An 18,853-nucleotide genomic window follows, 5' to 3' on the forward strand; every position below is an offset into this window, starting at 1 on the left:
TTAGAATAGAGATAACTATAGCTTAATATTTTCACTAATTTACTCTATGTCAGTTTTAGCAGCGATCGCAGTCTTGGCTGTTTTGATCTTGGTACACGAGTTGGGACATTTTGTTGCAGCACGTTCTCAAGGCATTCTCGTTAACCGTTTTTCTTTGGGTTTTGGCCCAGTTCTTTTGAAGTATCAAGGTTCACAAACCGAATATGCTGTCCGCGCTTTTCCCTTGGGCGGCTTTGTGGGCTTTCCCGATGATGACCCCGATAGCGATATTCCACCCAATGACCCAAATCTGCTGCGTAACCGTCCAGTTTTAGACCGGGCAATTGTCATCAGTGCTGGAGTGATTGCAAATTTAATATTTGCCTATTTGGTGCTGGTTCTGCAATTGGGTATCGTTGGTATTCCCAAAGAATTAAACTATCAAGCTGGTGTGATTGTACAGCCTGTTAATCAAGAATCTGTTGCCTATCAAGCAGGAGTTCGGGAAGGAGATATTATTCTGGCTGTTAATGGTCAAGAACTCCCTGCTTCTGACAAATCAACTCCTTTGCTGACTAAAGAAATTCAAACTCATCCCAATCAGCAAATCGAACTGAAAATTCTGCGTGAAAACCAACAACAATCCATCAAATTAACGCCAAAACTGGGAGCCGATGGCAAAGGTGTAGTTGGTGTGGCACTTAGTCCAAATGCTACAGCAGTTTATCGCCGTCCGAATAGTCCTTTTGAAATTTTTGGTCTTGCTGCTAACAGGTTTCAACAATTATTTGTTGGGACACTGAGCGGTTTTGGTCAGTTGATTACCAACTTTCAACAAACTGCTGGACAAGTTTCTGGCCCAGTTAATATTGTCAAAATAGGTGCAAAATTAGCTGAAGATAATAGCGTAAATCTGTTGTCTTTTGCGGCAATTATCAGCATTAACTTGGCTATTATCAATATTTTGCCTTTGCCAGCTTTGGATGGCGGACAACTAGCTTTTCTGCTGATTGAAGGTTTACGCGGTAAGCCTGTTCCGGCTCGGATTCAAGAAGGTGTAATGCAAACTGGCTTGGTGTTACTTTTAGGGTTAGGAATTTTTCTGATCGTCAAAGAAACTACTCAATTAACTAGCCAATTGGAGTGGGTACAAAAATTATTCCAGTGATTACTACCCGCAAATCGTTATCTAAAAAGAAGCGATCGCTAGAAATTTTAGCTCGTCTGAAGCGTCTTTATCCAGATGCTACTTGCTCTTTGAACTACTCAACGCCAGTACAATTGTTGGTGGCAACGATTCTCTCTGCTCAGTGTACTGATGAGCGAGTGAATAAGGTGACACCAGCTTTATTTGGTAAGTTTCCTGATGCTGAGAGTTTAGCGATCGCTGACTTAGTAGAATTAGAAAGCTTGGTGCGTTCTACAGGGTTTTATCACAATAAAGCTAAAAACATTCAAGCCGCTTGTCGGATGATTGTTACTGAGTTTGACTCTGTTGTCCCCAACCAAATGGAACAGTTGTTAAAGCTTCCTGGGGTGGCGCGGAAGACAGCAAATGTAGTTCTGGCTCATGCTTATGGCATTAATGCTGGGGTGACGGTAGATACTCACGTCAAGCGCCTCAGCGGACGTTTGGGTTTAACTGAACATACAGACCCCGTTCGGATTGAGCAAGATTTAATGGGTTTATTGCCGCAACCTGATTGGGAAAATTGGTCAATTCGGCTGATTTATCACGGTCGTGCTATTTGTAAAGCCCGCTCTCCAGTTTGTGTTGCGTGTGAGCTTGCTGATTTATGCCCTGTAGCGAATAAGCCAGTGGTTATAGGGTAAGCGACACAAGTAACCCCAGAATTGATGGAGAGACTGTAGAATGGAGAACGGTGTCTTTAAATAAGTTAGAGAATAATGGCTAAAAAGAGCATGATTGAGCGCGAGAAAAAGCGCACCAGGTTGATAGAAAAGTATGCTGACAAGCGGGAAGCCCTTTTGGATGAGTTCAGAAGCGCAGCATCTCCTTTGGATAAGCTAGAAATCCACCGGAAGATTCAACAGCTACCCCGGAATAGTGCGCCCACCCGCCACCGCAATCGTTGCTGGTTGACTGGTCGTTCTAGAGGAGTTTACCGCGATTTCGGACTCTCTCGGAACGTGCTACGAGAATGGGCGCATGAAGGTCTTTTGCCTGGAGTTGTTAAGTCTAGCTGGTAGTTAAGAGTCATTAGTCATTAGTCATTAGTCATTGGTAAAGAACAAATGACAAAGGACAAATGACAAATGACAAAATATTATTGACCACAACACTTATCAATTCCCAGACTTTCTAAGAGTAGATCGCTGACGGCGTTGGCGATCGCAAACTCTCCGTAGAAGCTATTAGAAAAATCATAGGACTGCATCTCTGTGACAATGGCAATTACCAGAGAACCAAGGTCGTTTTCTCCTTCCATCCGTTGACGCACAAAAATCTGTGCGGCTCGTTGGGCAATATTTTGGTTTACTGCTTCGGGGATAAATTCTGTATCTAGCCACCGTTGTAAACGCTCTTTTAACCATTCACCTTCGAGCAGTGGGTTTTCGGGTGGTGGTAGGGTGATGGGTGGAATTGGTTGAGTCATCTTTTTTATTTTAAACGCAGAGGGACGCGGAGGGAAACGCAGAGGAACGCTGAGGATGATTGATAGGATCAAATGGCGTTTCTCTAGTGTTTTTTATATTTATTTATGCAATATGATATCGCCGCTATTGTTGAGGGCTATGCACAAGGCTATTTTCTCATGGCTGATGAGCGCGATCGCCTAAGTTGGTACGGAAGTCGCGATCGGACTTTTATTCCTTTAGATGAACGGTTTCGTTATCCTAAGTCTTTACAGCGTGTTCTGAATCAAGAACGGTTTACTGTGGCGATTAATCGGGACTTCCAAGCTGTGGTGGCTGGGTGTGCTGATAGAGAGACAACTTGGATTTCACCGGAATTGGAAAAGATTTACTGGCTACTTTACCAAAGTGGTTATGCTTTTAGTTTTGAAACTTGGCAGGGTGACGAATTAGCTGGGGGAATTTTAGGGATTGTGATTGGCGGTGCTTTTATTGGCGAGTCGATGTTTTACCGCATTCCTGAAGGCTCTAAGGTAGCGATGGTTAAATTGGTGGAAAGATTGCGTCAGAGAAAATTTGTATTTTTTGATGCCCAAATGATGAATCCTCATTTGGAGAGGTTTGGGGCTTATCGGGTTGAGGATGAAGAGTATCAAATGCTACTTCAGCAAGCGTTGCAATGTCGCTGTGCTTTGATGTAAAGACTGACAGATTTTTTAACACAGCTTTTCTCTGTTGTGTAGGGGAATTTATCATATAAAAAATAGCTATACAGAAAAAATAAAGTTATTTAAGCTAGTCATATCTAAATTCGGAAATTACCCTGAAGTTTCTTAAGCTACCTTAAACATAATAATCGGAAAACTAGCCTTGCTATGAATCTTGTAATCTCAGACGAAATTCTACAAGCAGATCAGCTTACCCCAAGTGAGTTTTGTCAAGAAATTGCGCTGTATCTTTACGGGGAATTCTGTCCCACATAAACACAGAAATGTCAGGCACAATTGAGCGATGCCTACGGCGGGCTACGCCTACGCCAAATGTACAGCGAAGCTCACAGAAAGCCCGTGCAATTTTTTTGGGTTTTACGACCAAGTTAATTGCAGGTGCTAACTCGGTCTGAATTGCGCTGTGTTCTCCTTGCGGCATCGGTTTTTGAATGATACGCCCATCAATGTATTCACTGGCAGGTTCTGTTTCTGGCAGATCCAGAAATTCACTTAAAGTCAGGGGTTTAGGAGGGGTTTGTAGCATTTAAGGTTTCCTTACGAGAGGTAAGTTGTACTACTGCTTTGCTATTTGTTCTACAAATGGATCAAGAATTATAAAGTGTTGATCGAAATTATTGGAGATAAGCGATCGCACTCACAAATCCCTTACACTCTTTCTTCAGTAACTAATGTCAGACTAACCCATTCGCCTTTGTCGTTATAGCTGCGAATCATCCTCTGGCGCAGATTTGACTGGATTAACCAACCCGCTTCCAAAAATAAGGGTTGACGTAATTGCACCTTGAGGGGAGAAGTTGCAGAAGCGCCATCAGGTAACAATAATACTTGTACCTGTTTTTCTGGATCTTGGTCAAAGAGAACGATGGAACCTTTGACAGTAGCAGTTGAGGTAATTGTGCGATTGCCAAAAGAAATACTTTGAATTAATCGCCCAGCATCATCAAGTTGTATTTTCAAAGTTGTAGAGTAAGTATCAGGCGGACGCAAATCTCGATAGATTGTTACTGCTTGTCCTCGCCATTCTCCTAACAAGTCATGTATCTGCAAAGGGGGACGTTCTACTACTAGGGTTCCAGCTAGATGTTCTCGAATGAGAGTTAGTCCATTTAGATGACCATTTTTATCAAACAGTTGTACCAGACGTAAGCGGCGATTTTCATGAACAAAAGCGAGTTCTCCACCAAATTCGGAAAATGGCCCTAGCTGAATTAAACCTTCAGAAAAGGAACCATTTTCAAAAAATAGCAGACCCCCTCCCACAGACCTAAATTCTCTGATTAGATCATCCTTTCCCGAACGGCTCAGAGTTAGGCGTACTTTCTGGTTATTGTTCAAACCTTCTAGGCAAAGACGGCTAGAAGTATCGTTCAAAAGCGTACCTTGGGGAGAAAAATTGGTAAATGAACCTTCCCATACACCGAGATTTTGCAGAAAACATTCCCATTGCGATTTCATAAAGATTTGTCCTTTGTCATTTGTCATTAGTCATTTGATTAGCCTTGTTAAGTTGATATATAGGATTAATTTCATATTCGTTTAATCCCAAACTTCAGTTGTTCTTTTAAAATTTTGAACATTTGTAAGTTAAAAGGTCGAAGTTCCGAGTTCAAATGACAAAGGACAAATGACCAATGACTATCCTTTAGCAAAACTTCGGACTGCAAATAAGCTTCCCATTAATCCTACAGATGCACCGAAACTCAAGAGAATCAAGGGTAATAGTAAAACTTGGGCTGGAGTGAGTTGCACACCATTGCTGATAACTTGAATAAACTCAGGTTGATTGGCTAGCAATTTACCAAGAAACTGTTGAATCACAGAAATGAAACTCCAAGCGATCGCACCACCAACTAAACCAAAAGCAATTCCTTGTAAAATAAACGGCAGGTAAATCCAAGCTGAGGTTGCTCCAACCAGTTGCATAATTTCAATTTCTTGCCGTCGCGCCATGACAATCAACCGAATTGTGGTTGTAGTCACTGCGATCGCTGTTAGGGTCAGAATAATTGTAATTGTTAAAGTAATCCAGTTCAGACCCCGGTGCAACTGGGCAATACGTTTAACTGCTTCATCGATATACTCCACCGTCTCAACTCCTGGTAACTTAGCCAGTTGTGTTGCTAAAGTTGGTACAACTTGAGAATTACGTGCTTTCACCTTCATCTCGTCAACTAAAGGATTCTCACCAAGCTGCTGCGTAGCACCCTCAATATCAGAAATTCTCATTTCCTTAACTAACTTAGTCCAAGCTTGCTTTTTGGTAATGGTTTGCATCGCTGCAACCTCTGGCATTTTTGCGATCAGTGGCTCAATATTTTCGGCTCGTGCATCCGGTTCAAGATAAACTGACACTTCTAGCTGACTACCGAACTGATAGAGTAGTTTTTCGACTTGCCAAGAGGTTTGCAAACTCAAACCAAATAAAAACAGTAACACTGTCACAGTACTTACAGCTGCCCAATTCATCCAACCTCCCCGCAGCAAACCGAGGAAAGTTTCTTTAAGCAGATAGTCTAGTTTCGTAAAAGATTTAAACACACATCACCCCAGTCAATAATTCGTAATTCATAGTTCCCAATTCCCCATTCCCAATTCCCAATTCCCCACCCCCTATTCCCCAACTTGATAGAATGAAAATAGTAAGAATTTTCACCACTAGCCATTGAGACTCATGCCTTCTGAAATTGCTGTAGAGAAAAAAAAGTTAAAAAATCCACCTTTGGAGCTTCATTATTTAGGCGATCGCGTGCTGCGTCAAGCTGCAAAGCGGGTTTCTAAAGTCGATGACGAACTTCGCCGGATGGTGCGGGAAATGCTGCAAACTATGTACAGCAAAGATGGCATTGGTTTGGCTGCCCCTCAAGTGGGAATTCACAAACAACTAATCGTCATCGACCTGGAACCTGAGAACGCAGCTAATCCGCCTTTGGTCTTGATTAACCCCACCATTAAACAAGTCAGCCGCGACATCTCTGTTGCCGAAGAAGGATGCTTAAGCATTCCTAACGTATATCTAGACGTAAAGCGTCCTGAAGTCGTGGAGATAGCCTATAAAGACGAATATGGTCGTCCTCGGACATTAAAGGCTAATGCCCTTTTAGGACGCTGCATCCAGCACGAGATGGATCACCTCAACGGTGTGGTATTTGTAGACCGTGTAGAAAACTCCTTGACTTTAGCCCAGGAGCTATCTAAGAATGGCTTCTCGTATCAAGCGGTGAAACCAATAGCATAGGGGGCTAGTAGTGTATTTAACTCCAAAAAGCGGTTTATTTCTGGGTGGTTCTTGTGTAAGTGCGATCGCAGCTGTTGGTTCGATTTTTGAACTCAGTTACGGACAACCAGATTTGGGTTTCCAAGTCACGGCGATTATCCTCGCATTGAGCATTCCACTCACCGGATTATTTTTCTTTGCCGCAGTGAAGGATGCAAGGGCTAACATGAAATAAGCATCAGGTACATAAAAAAGGTAAAAGGATGAAGGAAAAGGCAAAATTCATTCTTTTACCTTTTATTTTTACTCTGGATCTTCCACTGCCCCTAAAGCTTTCAGCGTTACTAACTACGCTGCGGTTAAACCTGTCACGCTGGTGACATTCATTCCTTTGTAGAATTTTGGCGATGTCTACGACGGGTGGTTCCTGAGCGCAACCGTAAAGCCTGTGGCATAGGTACGCTTAGGCGCAGTCTTTCGTAGAGAGGGGTTACGCCTACGCAGTGTTTTTAGGCACTCACCTGTCAATACATCCCAAACTTTAATTGTCTCATCTTGGCTACCACAAATTAGGGTTTGACCATCGGGGCTGAAGGCAACTGATTTTGCCGAACCGTTATATACAGTACAAGTAAATGGCTCACAAATAGCCTAATATCCCCAGTAGTAATTTTGTGATAAACCTGTAAAATCTGAATTTAGTCCTAATTTTACTAATATCCCAATTGTTAAATTAGTCAATGAATATGTTCAGCAGTGTTTAACAATTGGCAGAAGTCAAGCTATGCGTAATTTTCGAGATTGGGTAAAGAATAATTTATAAGAATGCAATCGCTATTAGGTAAAGTTGCCAAATTCAGGTTGAATCGGCACAAAGTTATTTTGTTTAATTTTAACTAATTTGATATCATGATTTGTGCAATAGCCAGATAAAAAGTGAATTTTTACTGTTTAACGACTAACTCGAAAATTGTAACTGTACAATAGAGCTTTTGTGCAAAAATTCAGCAAAGAGAAGCATCAGCGCCTAATTATTTTCGTCAAGACTCTCAGTTTGTTGAAGACTTTTTATCATCTCTTGCCCTTGTTTCGTTAAAAGTAGATTGGCATAGGCTTGACCAGCTTGCTGTTATCTTTGACCATTTTGCTTAACTACTACGTAGAAAATAGCAGGTAATGGATATTCACTACTGTAAATTGCTTCGATATTAACTCGGTTACGCTTACCAGCACCACATTGAGCAGGTGACACGAAGTTTTGTCTTTGGTATGGATAGAAAGTTTTACCCTCCGTGTTAATAATAGGTAAAGTCTTAACTCTACACTGTGGTACTACATCTGAGATTGGGCCTACAAAGATTCCCCCAGGTTCTCTCATGATTTTTTGGAGTCCTTCACTAGTCGTATTAACATAGTTAATATTTTTACCAAAATTTATAATTTCTAAACTTGTTCTAAACTCGTCAGTGCTTTGTAAATTACCACTACGTGTATAAAACTTAATTGGGATATCGGCGAGAGTGCCAGCCTGTCTCCAGTTGTCAATCTTACCACTGTAGATTTTACTTAATTGTTCTTTGGTCAAAGCATTGATCGCTAATTCGGGGTTAACGGCTACTGCTAAACCACTTTTAAGAACTGGAATTGCTTTAAGAGTAAACTGCTTTCTTTTAGCTTTGTATCCCTCTTCAGAGGAAACATCACGAGATGATAGAGCAAAATCCAGTCCATCTTGTCCACCATCTATTAACTTCTCAATACCTATTCCAGAACCTTGTACCAAGTCCTTTCTTATTTTTATGTCAAATTTTAGGATAAGTATTTTTAATTTCTGATTCCAGCTTTGGATGGATAAAAGCCCAAGAAGTACTACCGCCGTATTTAAATGTTCCTTCAGGTACATTACGAACTTCTGCAAACTGATTGGTAACTTCTATTGGCGTAGGTGGGATAGCTCGATCTTCAGATTTTATATCCGGTATAATAAATTTTACTATTCCAGCGCCAACAATAACTCCCATAGTCAACACTACTAAAGATTTAGGAGTTACATTTAACCTTCTTTTTTGAGAAGCTTCAATTAGGGCTGTATCTTCATCCCTAAGTCCTAAATTTTGCTGAAGACGTTTCAAATCGGCACGAGTATTTTCATTAACAGGAAATTTACCTTTAGTTACTTGGAAGAATACCTTTTGATATTCCTGTAAATTTTCTTTGTAGTCTTGATAAGGTTTTAAAACCTCAGTCTCTTTAGCGGTGGCTTCATCAGGTGTAAGTCCTAACTTTTTTTGTAGCTTAGTTAAAGCAGTATGACCAATATCAGAAATCTCACCGTCTCTTACCCAATAATCGACTTCTCGACGATATATGAGCTTGGGATCATCAATAGGTGCTTTAGCAAGGTTTATTTTATAGCCTTCTTTGATAGCATATATCTCCGGTTTCATTGCCGGAGTAGCTTCTTGTACTGCCTTAGTAGCATATTCATGTAATTCATCAACCGAAATCCAACCATCTTCATTCTTATCTGCTGCACCAGTCTTCAACCCCTCAACTATGTAGGTGGTGTAAGTTGAGGTATCTGCTCCTAGCTGTACAAAAGAAAATTGGGTTGAGGTACTAGATGTCAGAACAGCACGCCCTTCTCCACCCAATTGGTTTCTGATATCAACAAAACCATCATTTTTCGCTGACATTCCCTCAGCAAATGCGCCACTAAAGCAACAATCGAGAATTACTACTTCGCGTTTGCAACGGCTATTGCTCATAACCCTATTACAGAGTCAGCTGATACTGTTGTCGCCTTAACTAGCTCTCCTTTGTCACTTTTTTTAGTATTGCAAGCAGCAAAGTAAAGGTTGCCCTTCTCATCTTTAATTCCATGTCCAGAGAAAAATAGCAGCACGAGGTCATCTCTTTGACGATCGCTAAATAGCCTCTCGATCGCTTCCTCCATCTCATGCCGTTGAGGGTTCAGCAGCACTTTGACATCATTAAAACCGCCAATCTCTGGGTTCTCTAAAACTCGCTGTATTGCCTCGACATCTTTTGTCGCTGCTGGCAATGGAGTAAGACCAGGTTCATACTCACTGACTCCGATTAGCAGCGCTACTTTTGCCATCTCGTTATTCTTCCTTGCTAATGGAATTTATGAGTTGCTCGCGATAAACTTTTGAGCTTGTTCTATGACGGCGTTTAACTCTTCCTGACTGCTAGCTTTCACCTTCAATTTTTTGCCATTAGCCTCGACTTCCAATTCAATAGTTTTGTTGCCCAAGCGATCGCCCAAAAATCCCAACAATTTCTTAAAATTGGCTAGGCTTACCTCGGCCTGCAACACTCTTACCAAAAAGCCGCCAACAGACTTAGCTCCTTGAGGTATTTCTGTAACTGCTACAAGTTCAGCACTTTCTACATCTAATTCTTTGATTTCTCGCAGTAGATTCCGTGTTTCCTGTTCTTGTTCCTCTGCATCTAAGTCCGGATTAGAAAGAGCGAGCGTCAGTTTGATGTTAGATTCAAAACTCATTTTGTGCCCTTTTAGGTTTTTCAGCAGCTAGCTGATGGTCAATTGTATTTCTGTAGTATATCGATTGACATCGAATCTTCTATGTAAATTTCCTGAAACTTCTTCAAAATTTTTACAAAAACTCATAAAATTTAGGTAAAAATCTGGTATAAACACAGAACATCTCTCTTCAATAGCTTCAAAACTTAGAGGCAATTAATACCATTTCATCTGACAAGTTGTTTTGATACAGCAGTTTTTTTTACCAACGCTTGCGATCGCAAAGGAAGCTACTGAGTTTATCTTTGCAACTTCCTGGCGATCGCTAGATCAAACTATTACAGGACGGCGTAAATGCAGCAACGCTCTCAATTAACCAGAAAAGGGGCAAAATCCCCTTGTTAAAGGCAAACTTGCGCCACGGTTGTCAGATTAATCAAAACAAATCCAAATCGGTAACAGCCCCAAGACTGCTAGAAGATACCAGTTTGGCATATTTCGCCAACACGCCTTTAGTGTAACGTGGGGCGGGAGGTTGCCAGTTAGCACGACGACGGGCTAATTCTTCTTCGGAGATATTCAACTGCAATGAACGAGCAGGTGCATCAATCGTAATACTATCGCCTTCTTCGACAAGCGCGATCGCACCACCAACAGCTGCTTCTGGAGCAACATGACCAACTACCATCCCGTAAGTGCCGCCAGAAAAGCGTCCGTCGGTAATTAATCCCACCGCATCACCCAAACCAGCCCCGATAATTGCCGAAGTGGGAGCCAACATTTCGCGCATTCCAGGGCCACCCTTGGGCCCTTCGTAGCGGATTACCAAAATATCACCAGCTTGAATTTTACCCGCCAAAATTGCATCTAAAGAGGCTTCTTCCGACTCAAACACCCGTGCAGGGCCGGTAATTACTGGTTTTTTCACCCCGGTAATTTTAGCAACAGCCCCTTGCGTTGCCAAATTACCTCTGAGGATGGCTAAGTGTCCTTGAGCATACATTGGGTTATTCCAGGGACGAATCACATCTTGATTGGCGGATGGTTCTTCGGGGATGTCTGCTAATATCTCTGCAATGGTTTGACCGCTGATTGTGAGGCTATCACCATGCAATAAGTCATGTACGAGTAACATCTTCATTACTTGGGGAATGCCACCAGCTTTGTGCAAATCTGTAGCTACATATTTACCACTTGGTTTTAAATCACACAAAACAGGAACACGGGCGCGGATTGTTTCAAAGTCATCCAGGGTTAACTCTACATTAGCAGCGCGAGCGATCGCTAAAAAATGCAATACTGCATTGGTCGAACCACCCACCGCCATAATCACAGAGATAGCATTCTCTATAGATTTGCGGGTGATAATTTGACTGGGTAAGATTTGTTGACGAATGGCTTCGACTAATACATAAGCTGATTTTTCCGTGCTATCGGCTTTTTCGGGATCTTCGGCTGCCATTGTGGAAGAATAGGGCAAACTCATTCCCATCGCTTCAAATGCTGAAGACATGGTGTTAGCTGTGAACATTCCCCCGCAGGAACCGGCACCCGGACAAGCGCGACTTTCAACTTCTAATAATTCCTTTTCGTCAATTTTTCCAGCACTGTATTGACCAACTGCTTCAAAAGAACTGACTACGGTTAAATCGCGTCCGTTGTAGTGACCGGGTTTTATTGTGCCACCGTAAACGAATATTGCAGGGATATTCATCCGAGCGATCGCTAGCATTGCCCCTGGCATATTCTTATCACAACCGCCAATAGCTAGCACACCATCCATACTTTGCCCAGTACAGGCGGTTTCAATGGAATCGGCGATGACTTCCCGCGACACTAGGGAATATTTCATCCCTTCAGTTCCCATTGAAATCCCGTCGCTGATGGTAATCGTACCGAACACTTGCGGCATCGCCCCGGCAGTTTTAATCCCAACTTCTGCCCTTTGTGCCAGTTGATTTATCCCCATATTGCAGGGAGTGATGGTGCTGTAACCGTTGGCTATACCGACAATGGCTTTGTTGAAATCTTCATCTTTAAAACCAACTGCACGCAGCATGGCTCGATTTGGCGATCGCTGTACCCCTTGCGTGACAACTTGGCTTCTCAAATTCTCCGACATCTTTTTTCCTTCCCTGGCATGATCGCTTGTATTGCGATTGTATTACCTGATTTTCTCATGTATACGCGGCGCGATCGAACATGAGTAACCACTACTGGTCTGTCTCATTAATTCTGAGGGATAAAAGAACGAACCGCAAAGGGCGCAAAGAGCGCAAAGTAGAAGAGGTAAAGAAGAGAAATTTAAAAGTTATTCACCTATCAGAACTAATGGGACAGAACACTACTGGTCTGTCTCATTAAATTTGAGGGGTAAATACGCTTGTAGTGAGGACTTTAGTCCTCAAACATTCAATTACTACAAACCTAGCAAAATTAATGGGACAGACTACTACGCCAGTTTTAGTTTTTACCTTTAACCCAAGCTAACCCCCATTTTTAAGACTATGGCTCGCTCAAGAAGTCGTTAATAGCGTGTAATAATTGACGGAAAGTGTAAGGCTTCTTCAAAAATATATTGATACCAGCGTTAGCAGCCTCGACTATTTGGCTGTCTGTCACCATGCCGCTGATGCCCATAATCTTGACTTGTGGATTCATTTGTTGCATTATGCCAATTGCAGTTAACCCATCCATTGACGGCATCATCATATCCATCAACACCATACTGATTTGATTTTGATGCTGGGCATATAATGAGATTGCCTCGATGCCATTAATAGCTGTCAGGGTTTTGTAATTGTGGTCTTCTAACAAAGTTTTGCTAATCTCCAGGATAGCGGCTTCATCATCTACAACTAGAATTAATTCTCCGTTGCCATTGGGCAATTCCAAGTTCTCTGCTTGTTGCTTTGTACTTTTGTTCAAAGCTGGTAGATATACTTGGAATTGGGAACCTTTGCTTACCTCACTAGAGACTTTCACAAAACCATTGTGGTTTTTGACAATCCCAATCACAGTTGACAAACCTAAGCCAGTGCCTTTGCCTGGTTCTTTTGTTGTGAAAAATGGTTCAAAAATTCGCTCCAAAATTACTGGAGAAATCCCAAATCCTGTATCTGAAATAGTTATGACTATATAAGGGCCCACCTGAGCATTTAGATTCATCTTGGCAAAATTTTCATCAACGAATAAATTTTCCGCAGAGATAGATAATGTACCGCCTTTGGGCATTGCATCACGAGCGTTGACGCACAAATTCATTAACACCTGATGAATTTGAGTCGGATCTGCCAAGATAGTCCAGAGTTTATGTCTAGGTAGATTATTGATAATTGTGATCGATTTTGGAAATGTACTTTGGACAATTTGCTCAATTTCTAACAGTAGGTGTTCTATTTGTAAAGAAATGCCGTTGCCTTCAGATCGACGAGAAAAAGTCATAATTTGCTTGACCAAATCCGCCGCCCGTTTAGAGTTATGTTCAAGAAGCTTCAGCAGTTGTTGATTGCGTGCATCTAGATTGGGAAGTTTGAGCGCTAACATTTCCACTGAGGACAGAATGGGTGTCAGAATATTGTTGAGGTCGTGGGCAATGCCACTTGCCAACGTACCAAGACTCTCTAGGCGCTGGGCACGGAGAAATTGGGCCAGGAGTTGTTTTTTTTCTGTGATGTCGGTATCAACAGAAAGGATGGATTTGGGTTGCTCTGCTTCATCACGCATCAGTGTCCATCGGCTTTCCACGATAATTTCTTTGCCGCCCTTTGTCACTTTATGTAACTCACCTTGCCATAAGCCAGAGTTAGTAACATTTGTTAAAGCCACTTGTAACTGCTGTGAGCTTTCTTTGCACAGCAACTCCTCCAGGTTTTTTCCCAAAGCCTCATGAGTTTCCCAACCATATAGACGTTCTGCACCTTGATTCCAGAATAAAATTTGGTTTTGGAAATTTCGCACGATAATCGCATCAGAAGCGATATCTAATAAAGCTGCTTGTTCGCGGATTTTTTGTTCTGCCCATTTGCGCTCAATGGTCGTAGCTAACACATTAGCGATCGCTTGCAAAAAGTGAATATCATTTTGGGTAAACTCCCGATGTCTAGTTGTATGTGCGCCTAAGACACCAAGAGGTTGTTTTTGACCTTGAATGATGACGCTAATGCCACTAATTACCGAGTGGTTAATCAATAAAGGTGGCCCTTGAAACCGTGTTTCTTTGGCAAGGTCGCAAACAATGACTGGCTCATCAGAAAGTAGTGTATAGGAAGCCTGAGTCTGATTCCCTACACCTAATTCTAATTTAAAATTTCCCACTAGCCCTGGTTGCCAACCGACTCCCGATCGCAACAATAAGCTGTTCTGATCTGGAAGCAGTTCTAAAACTTTACTGTATTCCACCTCAAGGCTTTGAGTAACCAGGACAGCAGCTTCGTCCATTAATTTGTAAAGGTCGATATTAGCTAGAGCTAACTGACCCAACTTAGCCACAGCTGCCTGCTGGCGTACACGCGCTCTTAAACCAGCTTCCACCCGCTTGCGTTCAGCGAGTTCAGTATGTACCTGCTCATAAAGTTGAGATTGCTGGATGGCAATACCCACCTGTACTGCCAATTGTTTGAGAAAATCGATTTCCCACGTCTGCCACTGGCGGGGTGCTGCACATTGGTTAGCAACTAATAATCCCCACAATTTTTTTCCTTGCAAAATTGGGACTGCCAAGTTTGCCCTGACTTGAAACTGAGTAAGTAAATCGCGGTGGCATTCAGTCAGACCTGCTGTATAAATATCTGCAATAGCTTGGATGCGCCCATGTCTGTATTCCTCGCCGCGAGTTTCCATGAAATAAGTGTCTTGAACTTGGGTATTCAGGATAGCAATCCAACGATCATCAACAGACTCTACCACCACTACCCCTCTGTAGTCTGGTTCAAACTGATACATGAACACTCGATCTACTTGTAGGAATTGACGGACTTCAGTAACGGTGGTATTGAGAACCTTGTCCAAATTCAAACTCTGGCGGATGCGCTGGGCAATTGCCATCACCAATCGCTGCCATTGAATTTGCTGTTGTAGTGCCTCCTCTGCCTGCTGACATTCTGTGAGGTGGCACGTTGAATTAAATTCATCATTGTTCATCTGTAATATGCCTGGTTTAATCCATTAGGTTGTCAATATCTGTAGTGACTGCTGGTTACGCCTCTGTGCTATTGCCTGTAGCCCATACTTTGTAGAAATAGATATAGTTAAAATTATCTGATAATGCAAGGATATTAATCTTACGGCAGTTATTATTTCTATAGCTCTTCCTTAAGAGGTGTGCCGATTCAATATATGTTTTCTTTATTGCACCATAAATTATCATTTGTAACAACTTACAATAACTGTATGTATGTTCAGCTATTGAATGAAATAAGGGGATCAATCTGGCTTGAACACAGTTATTTACTCTGTTTTGACCATTAGGAATTAAATTAATCCTTACTGATAAATTCTTATAAAAAAAGTGGCATTCATTTGTATAAACTGAATCCCACTCTCTATTTCTTAAAATTATCGATGACAGAGATATTTTACCCAGGAAGAGTTAGCCCAGTCACAGCGATCGCACCTGCGATCGCACTGGCTGCAAGGGAAGTGATCGCTGTCCCAAATATCCACCATGCTGCATTTGCAACGGTTTTTTTGCTTTCTTCAGCTTGCTTTTTAGCTTGGTGTTGGATGGCTTTCAAACGTTTTTGGGTTTCTTTCTGGATGCGTTCGGCTCGTTGCAATACGCCATCTCGCGCTGCTTCTATTTGGTCGATAATCCGGTTAGCATCTGCCTCAGAGATATCCTCACGAGAACTGATCACAGCAACTAAGGTGTCACGATCAAATTCACTGAGGCGATCGCGCAATGCTTCAAATCCAGCTTGCGGATCGTCGAATACTTTGGCAAAGTCTTGCTTAATGCCTTCATAGTTGAGTTCAGAACGATCCAGGGAATTAAGATAGTTGCGAACTTTGGCAAAAACTCCATCCAGCAATGATTGCACCTGCTGCTGAATCTGCTGAAATTGTTCGACAATGGAACTGCGGACAGAATCAATTTGATCCACAATTCGGTTAGCTTCTTCTTCTGAGATATCCTCACGTTGGGATAACAGCGCCACGATTGTGGAACGGTCAAATTTTGAGGCGCGATCGCTCAAACTTCCAATTCCAGCGCGGGGAGAAGACAACAGCAATTGTAAATCGCGTTTGATTCCTTCAGGGTTGAGTTCGTCTTTGTTGGTATTACGCAGATATTCTTCAAGATTGGCTTCAAAATCTAAAGCTTGTTGAGCAGTACGCTTGGCTAAACGTCGTGGCGCTCTTACAATGTCACCAATGGCATCTTGTACGCGATCGATGATCTGATTAACTTGCTCTTGGCTCAAGTCTCCGCGCTGACTCACGAGTTGCACCAAGGTTTCTCGATCTACATGAGATAAGCGATCGCGCAGTGCTAAGGCTCCAGCTTTGGGATCGTCGAGTAATTTTTCCAAATCGCTTCTAATACCTTCTGGATCGAGTTCTTCCAAGTTGGTATTGCGGAGATATTCAGCGATGGCTTTTGTAGTTTTTTCGTACTGTTCTTTTGCTTGCTGCGGTACTTGCAAAATACTATCTCGGACAGCTTCAATCTGATCGAGAATTTGGTTTACCTGTTCTTCGCTCAAATCTTGACGCTGACTAAGCAATTGTACCAATGTGTCGCGGTCAAATTGCGATAAGCGCGATCGTAATAGGCTAATTCCGGCTTGCGGATCGTCTAGTAAAATTCTCAACTCACGTTTGATAGCTTCAGGATTGAGTTCATCTTTGTTAGTATTGTGCAGATAATTTTCAACTCTTTGACGCAGTTCATCGGCTTTCGCTTTTGTTTGTTCTTGCAATTCTCTAGCACGATTCAAGATATTATCGCGGTTGCGTTCGAGTTGACCAACAATATTATTAGCTTCCTCTTCGCTGACATCTTGACGCTGTTGCAGCAATTGTACAAAAGTATCGCGGTCAAATTGTCCGAAGCGGCTACTTAAATCTTCAAACCCAGCTTCTGGATCTTCTATTAAATTGGCAAAGTCCCGTTCAATACCTTCAGGGTTGAGTTCTTCTTTCCCAGTAGAACGGAGATAATCTTCGATGCGTGTGCGGAAATTTTGTCCTTTTTCCCGCGCTTCGGCCTGTTTTACAGTCTCTAAAACTTCCGAGCGAGCGCTTTCCATTTGTTCAGAAATTTCTTTCACCCTGGGTTCACTGAGATCGCCTCGCTGGTTCAGCAAGTTGGTGAAATATTCTTGATTGATTTCTTCTAATTCCCGTCTCACAGTTGTCGGATCTGCGTTTACGTCATAGATGATTTCTTTAAATTCATCTAATAGCGTAATTCGGTTAAAATGCCAGGGAAATGAATTCAATATGTAATCTTCGACATCTGCTTTAATCGTGTTTTCAACTGATATTGCTAGTCTTGCAGATACTTGCTCAGTGGCTTGCTCTCTAAACTTTTGAAATTGTTCAGTTATTTGCTCGACATCGACATCTTGAACTTTTTCTTTCAGCTTTTGCAACTGAGTTGTAATTTTGTTCACATCGATATTAGAAAGGTTGACCCGACCGAGAACTGCTGGTGCGGCAGCAGTCAAACCATATCGAATAGCTTGTTTAATTACACCATTACCATTACCACCTCCAACTGTAACCAGTTGCTGAAGCCGTTCACCCAATTGCTCAGAATTGAGTTCTTCAGGAGTAGCAGACTTAAGTAAATTAATTACTTGTTCCGTGGGATTTTTACGATTCAAAGCTTGTTGCCAAGCACCTTGAAACTGGTCAGCAATGCCATTGATATCTTCTTTAGATAAATCTGTGCGAGTGCTGATTAAATCAACAAATGTTTGACGGTTAATATTTTGCAATAAATCGCTATTAGCAACAGATTGCAAATCTGTATCTTTAAGAAGCTGGTCAAATTGGTTGCGAATTTCTTTAACATCCAGCTTTGGCAATTGCAGAGAACTTAAAGAACTTTGGAGAGTATTTTTAATCCCTTCAGAATCAAAACCTGAAGTTAATTCCCGCCGAACTGCGGCTGTAATCTCTTCGGCAGTCGAAACTAACTGTTTTTTTGCAGTATTAGCACCGATACCAGCAGTTGCTGTACCCATCAGAGCTTGAAAACCAGAAGTAACAGTATTAGAGATAGAACCAATTAAAGAACCTACAGCTGATGAACCCAACCAAATTACTAGTGAAAAATAGGTAGACCAGATGACTACACCAATAATTGATCCTAAGAATGCGCTTTCGATTAAGCTAAGTTTTACAGCTAGAAAGCAAGCAATAAATAATGCAATGCTCGCAGTTATTAACACCCAAGCACCAACTTTGCTTTGAACCTTACGAATTGTCTTACCTAAACTTTCTGATTCATCATCGGAATCTGAATCAATTTCCCAAGATGAAATTCCGACAGCAACTGAAAAGTTTGTGAATAACAATTGAAAAGCAAATGCCATCGAAACCCCAGCCAGCAATGCCACCAAAAATTTAGGCCCAGAAAAAAGCACTGATGCTTCTTCTGGAGTTAGTACTTCCTGAGCTAAAGTTATTGGGGCTAATCCTAAAATAGTTGCAACATTTTGAAACATAATATTTTCTCACTTGCACTCAATTAAATACCCATTTACAAAATGGCTTATTTATAAGTTTAATTATCAATTAAATAAGCTGACACTTTCTTAGGTAATAGTTTTATTTACCAAAAGTCGTATTTTGAAATTTATTGTTTTTAGT

The 18,853-nt window shown here is 41.7% G+C and carries 18 protein-coding genes and 2 pseudogenes; 8 read left to right on the top strand and 12 right to left on the bottom strand.

Features of this window, described 5'->3' with window-relative positions:
- Nucleotides 1-46: 46 nt before the first annotated feature.
- The 3 genes from rseP (at nucleotide 47) to rpsN (ending at nucleotide 2,190) form a co-directional block, all read left to right on the top strand.
- A complete protein-coding gene (gene rseP / locus GNF10_RS06390; RefSeq protein ID WP_185583770.1) occupies nucleotides 47-1,147 on the top strand; it encodes an RIP metalloprotease RseP in 1,101 nt (366 codons plus the stop codon).
- The gene (gene nth / locus GNF10_RS06395; protein WP_185583768.1) at nucleotides 1,123-1,812 is read left to right on the top strand and encodes an endonuclease III; all 690 of its coding nucleotides are present in this window, start codon (nucleotides 1,123-1,125) and stop codon (nucleotides 1,810-1,812) included. The genes rseP and nth overlap by 25 nt, the downstream gene beginning before the upstream one ends.
- A gap of 75 nt (nucleotides 1,813-1,887) precedes the next feature.
- Nucleotides 1,888-2,190: a 30S ribosomal protein S14 gene (rpsN, locus tag GNF10_RS06400; RefSeq protein ID WP_114081875.1), complete on the top strand. Its 303-nt coding sequence runs from the start codon at nucleotides 1,888-1,890 to the stop codon at nucleotides 2,188-2,190.
- 77 nt (nucleotides 2,191-2,267) lie between these two features.
- Here the strand turns inward: rpsN and GNF10_RS06405 are convergent, their stop codons facing one another.
- Entirely contained in the window at nucleotides 2,268-2,597 is a 330-nt protein-coding gene (locus tag GNF10_RS06405; protein WP_114081874.1) for a hypothetical protein, read from the bottom strand.
- Nucleotides 2,598-2,702: 105 nt separating this feature from the next.
- Between GNF10_RS06405 and aat the strand changes: the two genes are divergently transcribed.
- Nucleotides 2,703-3,278, top strand: coding sequence for a leucyl/phenylalanyl-tRNA--protein transferase (gene aat, locus GNF10_RS06410; RefSeq protein ID WP_185583766.1), 576 nt, complete (start codon nucleotides 2,703-2,705; stop codon nucleotides 3,276-3,278).
- A 253-nt stretch (nucleotides 3,279-3,531) separates the two neighbouring features.
- Here the strand turns inward: aat and GNF10_RS06415 are convergent.
- The 3 genes and pseudogenes from GNF10_RS06415 to GNF10_RS06425 all read right to left on the bottom strand — a co-directional run.
- Nucleotides 3,532-3,831 (bottom strand): annotated as a pseudogene (locus GNF10_RS06415) (Uma2 family endonuclease); the annotation flags it as partial.
- A gap of 122 nt (nucleotides 3,832-3,953) precedes the next feature.
- Entirely contained in the window at nucleotides 3,954-4,763 is an 810-nt protein-coding gene (locus GNF10_RS06420; RefSeq protein WP_185583764.1) for a DUF3598 family protein, read from the bottom strand.
- Nucleotides 4,764-4,943: 180 nt separating this feature from the next.
- Nucleotides 4,944-5,846: an ABC transporter permease gene (locus GNF10_RS06425; protein WP_185583761.1), complete on the bottom strand. Its 903-nt coding sequence runs from the start codon at nucleotides 5,844-5,846 to the stop codon at nucleotides 4,944-4,946.
- A 133-nt stretch (nucleotides 5,847-5,979) separates the two neighbouring features.
- Here GNF10_RS06425 and def point away from each other — a divergent pair, with 133 nt between their 5' ends.
- Entirely contained in the window at nucleotides 5,980-6,543 is a 564-nt protein-coding gene (gene def, locus GNF10_RS06430; RefSeq protein WP_114081866.1) for a peptide deformylase, read from the top strand.
- A gap of 10 nt (nucleotides 6,544-6,553) precedes the next feature.
- A complete protein-coding gene (locus GNF10_RS06435; protein ID WP_094330501.1) occupies nucleotides 6,554-6,757 on the top strand; it encodes a hypothetical protein in 204 nt (67 codons plus the stop codon).
- 176 nt (nucleotides 6,758-6,933) lie between these two features.
- Here GNF10_RS06435 and GNF10_RS39470 read toward each other — a convergent pair whose 3' ends face one another.
- On the bottom strand, nucleotides 6,934-7,170 hold the full coding sequence (locus tag GNF10_RS39470) for a hypothetical protein (protein ID WP_311775409.1): 237 nt from the start codon (nucleotides 7,168-7,170) through the stop codon (nucleotides 6,934-6,936).
- Nucleotides 7,171-7,201: 31 nt separating this feature from the next.
- Here GNF10_RS39470 and GNF10_RS39255 point away from each other — a divergent pair.
- Nucleotides 7,202-7,345: pseudogene (locus GNF10_RS39255) on the top strand (Uma2 family endonuclease); the annotation flags it as partial.
- A 306-nt stretch (nucleotides 7,346-7,651) separates the two neighbouring features.
- Here GNF10_RS39255 and GNF10_RS06445 read toward each other — a convergent pair.
- The 4 genes from GNF10_RS06445 to GNF10_RS06455 all read right to left on the bottom strand — a co-directional run bounded on the left by GNF10_RS06445 (nucleotide 7,652) and on the right by GNF10_RS06455 (nucleotide 10,051).
- Complete coding sequence (locus GNF10_RS06445) at nucleotides 7,652-8,305, bottom strand: PstS family phosphate ABC transporter substrate-binding protein (RefSeq protein ID WP_185583758.1); 654 nt, start codon at nucleotides 8,303-8,305, stop codon at nucleotides 7,652-7,654.
- A 19-nt stretch (nucleotides 8,306-8,324) separates the two neighbouring features.
- Complete coding sequence (locus GNF10_RS06450) at nucleotides 8,325-9,218, bottom strand: hypothetical protein (protein WP_260445823.1); 894 nt, start codon at nucleotides 9,216-9,218, stop codon at nucleotides 8,325-8,327.
- A gap of 68 nt (nucleotides 9,219-9,286) precedes the next feature.
- Nucleotides 9,287-9,643, bottom strand: coding sequence for a caspase family protein (locus tag GNF10_RS38385; protein ID WP_260445822.1), 357 nt, complete (start codon nucleotides 9,641-9,643; stop codon nucleotides 9,287-9,289).
- A gap of 27 nt (nucleotides 9,644-9,670) precedes the next feature.
- On the bottom strand, nucleotides 9,671-10,051 hold the full coding sequence (locus tag GNF10_RS06455; RefSeq protein ID WP_185583756.1) for a hypothetical protein: 381 nt from the start codon (nucleotides 10,049-10,051) through the stop codon (nucleotides 9,671-9,673).
- Nucleotides 10,052-10,274: 223 nt separating this feature from the next.
- Between GNF10_RS06455 and GNF10_RS38390 the strand changes: the two genes are divergently transcribed.
- Entirely contained in the window at nucleotides 10,275-10,406 is a 132-nt protein-coding gene (locus GNF10_RS38390) for a hypothetical protein (RefSeq protein WP_260445821.1), read from the top strand.
- Between the two features lie 60 nt (nucleotides 10,407-10,466).
- Here GNF10_RS38390 and ilvD read toward each other — a convergent pair whose 3' ends face one another.
- The 3 genes from ilvD to GNF10_RS06470 all read right to left on the bottom strand — a co-directional run bounded on the left by ilvD (nucleotide 10,467) and on the right by GNF10_RS06470 (nucleotide 18,708).
- Nucleotides 10,467-12,152, bottom strand: a complete 1,686-nt coding sequence (gene ilvD / locus GNF10_RS06460) for a dihydroxy-acid dehydratase (RefSeq protein WP_185583754.1) — start codon at nucleotides 12,150-12,152, stop codon at nucleotides 10,467-10,469.
- 383 nt (nucleotides 12,153-12,535) lie between these two features.
- The gene (locus tag GNF10_RS06465) at nucleotides 12,536-15,172 is read right to left on the bottom strand and encodes a GAF domain-containing protein (RefSeq protein WP_185583752.1); all 2,637 of its coding nucleotides are present in this window, start codon (nucleotides 15,170-15,172) and stop codon (nucleotides 12,536-12,538) included.
- 434 nt (nucleotides 15,173-15,606) lie between these two features.
- A complete protein-coding gene (locus tag GNF10_RS06470) occupies nucleotides 15,607-18,708 on the bottom strand; it encodes an MFS transporter (protein ID WP_185583750.1) in 3,102 nt (1,033 codons plus the stop codon).
- Between the last annotated feature and the right edge of the window lie 145 nt (nucleotides 18,709-18,853).

This window comes from Nostoc sp. UCD121 (assembly GCF_014222285.1).
Taxonomy (GTDB): domain Bacteria; phylum Cyanobacteriota; class Cyanobacteriia; order Cyanobacteriales; family Nostocaceae; genus Nostoc.

Coding starts and splice junctions, on each gene's coding strand:
- rseP (WP_185583770.1), top strand. CDS start 47: ATGTCAGTTTTAGCAGCGATCGCAGTCTTGGCTGTTTTGATCTTGGTA.
- rpsN (WP_114081875.1), top strand. CDS start 1,888: ATGGCTAAAAAGAGCATGATTGAGCGCGAGAAAAAGCGCACCAGGTTG.
- GNF10_RS06405 (WP_114081874.1), bottom strand. CDS start 2,597: ATGACTCAACCAATTCCACCCATCACCCTACCACCACCCGAAAACCCA.
- aat (WP_185583766.1), top strand. CDS start 2,703: ATGCAATATGATATCGCCGCTATTGTTGAGGGCTATGCACAAGGCTAT.
- GNF10_RS06420 (WP_185583764.1), bottom strand. CDS start 4,763: ATGAAATCGCAATGGGAATGTTTTCTGCAAAATCTCGGTGTATGGGAA.
- def (WP_114081866.1), top strand. CDS start 5,980: ATGCCTTCTGAAATTGCTGTAGAGAAAAAAAAGTTAAAAAATCCACCT.
- GNF10_RS06450 (WP_260445823.1), bottom strand. CDS start 9,218: ATGTCAGCGAAAAATGATGGTTTTGTTGATATCAGAAACCAATTGGGT.
- GNF10_RS38385 (WP_260445822.1), bottom strand. CDS start 9,643: ATGGCAAAAGTAGCGCTGCTAATCGGAGTCAGTGAGTATGAACCTGGT.
- GNF10_RS06455 (WP_185583756.1), bottom strand. CDS start 10,051: ATGAGTTTTGAATCTAACATCAAACTGACGCTCGCTCTTTCTAATCCG.
- ilvD (WP_185583754.1), bottom strand. CDS start 12,152: ATGTCGGAGAATTTGAGAAGCCAAGTTGTCACGCAAGGGGTACAGCGA.
- GNF10_RS06465 (WP_185583752.1), bottom strand. CDS start 15,172: ATGAACAATGATGAATTTAATTCAACGTGCCACCTCACAGAATGTCAG.
- GNF10_RS06470 (WP_185583750.1), bottom strand. CDS start 18,708: ATGTTTCAAAATGTTGCAACTATTTTAGGATTAGCCCCAATAACTTTA.